We start from the raw sequence: 4,547 nt of genomic DNA on the forward strand, positions 1-4,547 counted from the left end.
TTATAATCAATTTTTGTACCATTTAAAATAGAGGCATCTTCTTTAGCCACAAGAATTTGAATTCCATGCTGTGCAAAATGCAGATCCTCTTCCTTCACTTCATGATCAAAACCCATACCGTATGACAAACCACTGCAGCCTCCACCCTTTACACTAACTCGTAATAGGGCACCTTCTTCTTCATTGTGTTTCATCATTTCTTTTATTTGAAGTGCCGCGGCTTCCGTTATAATAACTGCATCGTTACTCATAGATTTCTTCCTCCTTTATTTGAGGTCTTTCTTAATAGTATATACACTGTATCTTCATGACTCAACTAATACGTTCCTATTGAGTATTATATGATTAGAATTAAATAAGGAAGCGATATACGCTCCCCTATTGTACAACTTTATATTAAAACATAGGATTCTCATCTAGGTATTGGTAAATATTATTAACAAGTTCATCCGGTGTACTTCCTGTAACGACTTCCCCATTAACAAGTGCGTAAAGGGTGGAAGCACATTTTCCGCAATAACCGAGACATCCATACTCAATAATATCGAGATTCGGGTCTTTTTCTAACTTTTCCAGTGCTTTTTGAGCACCGCTTGCGAGATTACTGATACAAAATTCAATAATGGGTTTATACATGGCTATCACCTCTCCACAACTTATTATCCTACTATCTTTCTTTAGTCGAGTCAAATACCATGTTTCAGGTGAATCTGTCAATAAAATTGTTATATGTGTTGTTATTTTGTCATATTTCAGATATACTCTTAATGGATTTAAAGGCTATATTACAATTATTTTTATCTTAACCTAGCTTGCTAGGTCTCATATTCTTACCAAAAAAATTATGATTACTGGTGTACACAAAGGGGAAATAAAAAATGAAAAACCTTGTAATTCTCGGTGGAGGATACGGAGGAATGAAGATTTTGAGTGAACTTCTTCCAAACAATTTACCTGAGGATGTAAGAATTACACTTGTTGACCGCGTTCCATACCACTGTTTGAAAACGGAATATTATGCCTTGGCGGCAGGAACTGTTTCCGATAAGGAGTTACGTGTTTCTTTTCCAGAACACCCTCAATTAGAGATTAAATATGGGGAAGTTACAGGAATTGAAAAAGACAATAAAAAGGTCTTGATTAAAGATTCCGAGCCCATTAGCTATGACGACTTAATCATTGGTCTAGGCTGCGAGGACAAGTATCATGGTGTACCAGGTGCGGATCAATACACTTACAGCATTCAGAGCATTGAAAAGTCCCGTATGACCTATTCAGTATTAAACAATTTAGGACCTGGGTCTGTTGTTGGTATCGTTGGTGCAGGGCTTAGCGGTGTGGAGCTTGCCAGTGAATTGAGCGAAAGCCGGGATGATTTAAAAATTAAACTATTCGATCGCGGTAAGCACATTCTTCCTGCCTTTCCTGACCGTTTAAGTAAATATGTTGAGAATTGGTTTCATAAAAATAATGTTGAAATTATTGGCAATTCTAATATCACAAAAGTGGAGGAAAATTTGCTTTACAACCATGATGAGCCGCTTTCCTGTGATGTGATTGTTTGGACCGCTGGTATCCAAGCGAATAAGGTTGTTCGTGAATTAGGGGAAGAAATGGACCGTTCAGGCAGGCTCATTATTACACCTCGTCATCATTTACCGAATGATGAGAACGTTTTTATTTTAGGAGATTGTGCAAGTCTCCCACATGCCCCAAGTGCTCAATTAGCAGAGGGACAAGCGGAGCAAATCGTCGAAGTGTTGAAAAAGCGCTGGAATGGCGAGGAGCCTCCGACAGAATTCCCAACAATTAAATTAAAAGGGGTTCTAGGTTCTCTCGGTAAGAAACATGGTTTTGGAATGATGGCAGACAGAGCCATTACAGGCCGGGTTGCCCGTCTGTTAAAATCTGGAGTACTCTGGCTCTACAAGTACCATAATGGTTGATTGAAAAAAGAAGCATTCCAGCATAATCTGGAATGCTTCTTTTAAATTGCTTTGTACCCATACTTTTCCAACTCGTTAAAAATTGTTTTTAGTCGCGGATTGCCTTCACCGACAATCTTATCTTTAATTACTACAACAGGATAAAACAAATCTTCTTCAATGACTCGTTTGGCAAAGTTCTCTTTTTCACTGTCAGTAGGTGGTTGATAAATATCAACATAGGTCATTATAAAGGGCTGCTCTGGGAACTTCCTAGCAATAGCCGCCTCTAGCCATTCGAATGTTTCCTTTGATGAGGGTAAATTCACACAGCTTGGGCATAATTGTTCTGCACCATAGAGGATAATTTCAACTGTAGTATTTGACATTCCATCCATCCTTGTTTTTTCTTCTATTTTACAACATTTAAACAATTAAACATAAAAATATGGTTGTAAATGTGCGAATTCCCATTTCATGATAATGGATTTTTCCCTCCATTGACATTATAATATAAGGAGGAAGGAGACGATAAGTATGGCAGAACAAGAAGTACAAGAAATGTTTGAGCAGGTTCAGGAAGTATTAGATAAATTACGTCCATTTCTTCTTCGCGATGGAGGAGATTGTGAATTAGTTGATGTTGAGGATGGTATTGTGAAACTTCGTTTACTAGGTGCATGCGGTAGCTGCCCGAGCTCAACAATTACCTTAAAAGCAGGAATTGAAAGAGCACTATTAGAAGAAGTTCCTGGCGTTGTTGAAGTAGAACAAGTATTTTAATAACGATAAAGAGCGATTGCTAACAAAGAGCAATCGCTTTTTTATTATCTTTTGGTTAACCAATCTAACAATGGAATATTCAATGGTTTCAAGGGTGCTCCGACCGTATGATAAAAGTTGCCTAGAAAACGCTCATATTCTGTTGATTGCTTTAACATCTTACTTAACTGCTCTTCAAGGAGTTTCTTTTCCTGCTCCGAACGAGTGATATAGTAATTTTCAATACACTCAAAGTAATGCAGCGGAAATAATAAGCGTGAGAATAGTAGCCGCCACGAAAAAGAGGTTAAAGGGACAATGCTTTGATAATCACCAAAAAACTGTCTCACATCAATCTCGTAGGTTTGCGTATTTCTGAAATATCGCTCTCTCGTCCATTCTGCAAGATCACGGCTGCGATGATCAAAAACCCAATCAAAGGGGTCCTTAATGTAATAACTAGCTCCCCAAGAGCCATTTGAAAAACGTTCATGGCATACGGTTCCACTATCCGATTCCTTTGGTTCATCATCCAGCTCAGTATCGACCAAATACTGGATAGCATTTTCCGTTAGTCCAATGTAATAGGGAAATGAATCAATAAACATTCGTTCAAAATCATCCTCAGGTGTTTGATACAAGAGCTCACTCCATACCTTTTCAATTTGGTCCAGCCTCTTTTCCCACAATTGTTTCCATTGCCCAATTCGGCTAGTCCTCTCGATTTTAAATGGCACTGTTTTTCCGCGTTCATGAAATTTAGCTAATTTTCTTCCTAATTTTACTTTTACCTGTTTGTCAGTTTGTCGATTTGCCAGAACACAATATTGATGGTCCTCCCAGGTGGTAATTAAGCCTCCCTCGTTAGATTGTAAAAAGGATGGAACATGAGAATCTCCATTTTTTCTTAAATGGTCAGCAATTTTCTCAAGTTCATCAATATCTTCAGCTTCTCTTCCGTCAGATTTGGCAACTAAATATAGCCAGCCATTACTTCTCAATGCATCATAGGAATCTAGCTTTACGTATTCATCTACCTGTATTCCATATTTATTTTCAAGTAATTTTTGCAGCAAGCTTCCACCTCTTCTCTTTTCTACTCTTATGTCATATATATGTAGTAGCCCAAAAAACTTGTTGTCTTCTTACGTAATAAAAAGTATAAGAAAATCGTTATAGGAGAAATCTGTAAGAAGGGTGATGGTTCGTTCCTTTTCAATTTAGCTTTCATATGTTATGAATTAAGAATAATGAAAATTCCAAGGAAAAGGTGATAAATGGATGGCAGAAGATAAAAAAATGGATTTAACAGAGGAAACAGCCCGTAGATGGATTAAAGAAAGAGGCGTAGAAATTCAGGATATTGCTGATTTAGTCTTCTTTTTACAGGAAAAATACCATGAAAATTTAAAAATGGAAGACTGTATTGCAAATGTAGAGCGCGTTATTGCTAAACGAGAGGTCCAAAATGCCATCATTACTGGAATCCAGCTCGATATGCTAGCTGAGAAAAATATGCTGGAAGAACCCATTCAATCGATTATTAAAACGGATGAAAGTCTATATGGCGTAGATGAAATACTAGCATTGTCCATCGTAAATGTGTATGGATCCATTGGCTTTACGAATTATGGCTATATCGATAAGCAAAAGCCTGGTATCTTAGCCCGTTTAAATGATAAATCAACTGGTGAGTGCCATACATTTTTAGATGACATCATCGGTGCAATTGCTGCAGCTGCATCAAGCAGACTTGCTCACCGTGCTGCACATGTGGAGTAGAAAAGCGGAAGCGCCTTGACCAGGGAAAAATGCAGTTCAATTTTTCCTAGGGGCGACAGGCATAAGACGAGCCGGCGG

General features: G+C 38.0%; 6 protein-coding genes and 1 pseudogene. 3 read left to right on the plus strand and 4 right to left on the minus strand.

What is annotated here, in order from left to right; translation table 11 throughout:
• Together CHI06_RS09880 and CHI06_RS09885 are read right to left on the minus strand one after the other, a co-directional pair.
• Nucleotides 1-251 (minus strand): HesB/IscA family protein (locus tag CHI06_RS09880; RefSeq protein ID WP_095248384.1); only part of this gene is annotated, 251 nt, incomplete at its 3' end.
• Between the two features lie 145 nt (nt 252-396).
• On the minus strand, nt 397-636 hold the full coding sequence (locus tag CHI06_RS09885; RefSeq protein WP_095248385.1) for a YuzB family protein: 240 nt from the start codon (nt 634-636) through the stop codon (nt 397-399).
• Nucleotides 637-878: 242 nt separating this feature from the next.
• Here CHI06_RS09885 and CHI06_RS09890 point away from each other — a divergent pair, with 242 nt between their 5' ends.
• Nucleotides 879-1,946, plus strand: a complete 1,068-nt coding sequence (locus tag CHI06_RS09890; RefSeq protein WP_095248386.1) for an NAD(P)/FAD-dependent oxidoreductase — start codon at nt 879-881, stop codon at nt 1,944-1,946.
• Between the two features lie 41 nt (nt 1,947-1,987).
• On the opposite strand, the gene CHI06_RS09895 is transcribed toward CHI06_RS09890, so the two are convergent.
• A complete protein-coding gene (locus CHI06_RS09895) occupies nt 1,988-2,314 on the minus strand; it encodes a YuzD family protein (protein ID WP_095248387.1) in 327 nt (108 codons plus the stop codon).
• Nucleotides 2,315-2,483: 169 nt separating this feature from the next.
• Between CHI06_RS09895 and CHI06_RS09900 the strand changes: the two are divergent.
• A pseudogene (locus CHI06_RS09900) lies at nt 2,484-2,708 on the plus strand (NifU family protein); the annotation flags it as partial.
• 44 nt (nt 2,709-2,752) lie between these two features.
• On the opposite strand, the gene yutH reads toward CHI06_RS09900, so the two are convergent.
• The gene (gene yutH / locus CHI06_RS09905) at nt 2,753-3,763 is read right to left on the minus strand and encodes a spore coat putative kinase YutH (protein ID WP_095248388.1); all 1,011 of its coding nucleotides are present in this window, start codon (nt 3,761-3,763) and stop codon (nt 2,753-2,755) included.
• 205 nt (nt 3,764-3,968) lie between these two features.
• On the opposite strand from yutH, the gene CHI06_RS09910 reads away from it, so the two are divergent.
• Entirely contained in the window at nt 3,969-4,469 is a 501-nt protein-coding gene (locus CHI06_RS09910) for a phosphatidylglycerophosphatase A family protein (protein ID WP_095248389.1), read from the plus strand.
• Nucleotides 4,470-4,547: the final 78 nt, after the last annotated feature.

This window comes from Bacillus sp. 7884-1 (assembly GCF_002272245.1).
Taxonomy (GTDB): domain Bacteria; phylum Bacillota; class Bacilli; order Bacillales; family Cytobacillaceae; genus Neobacillus.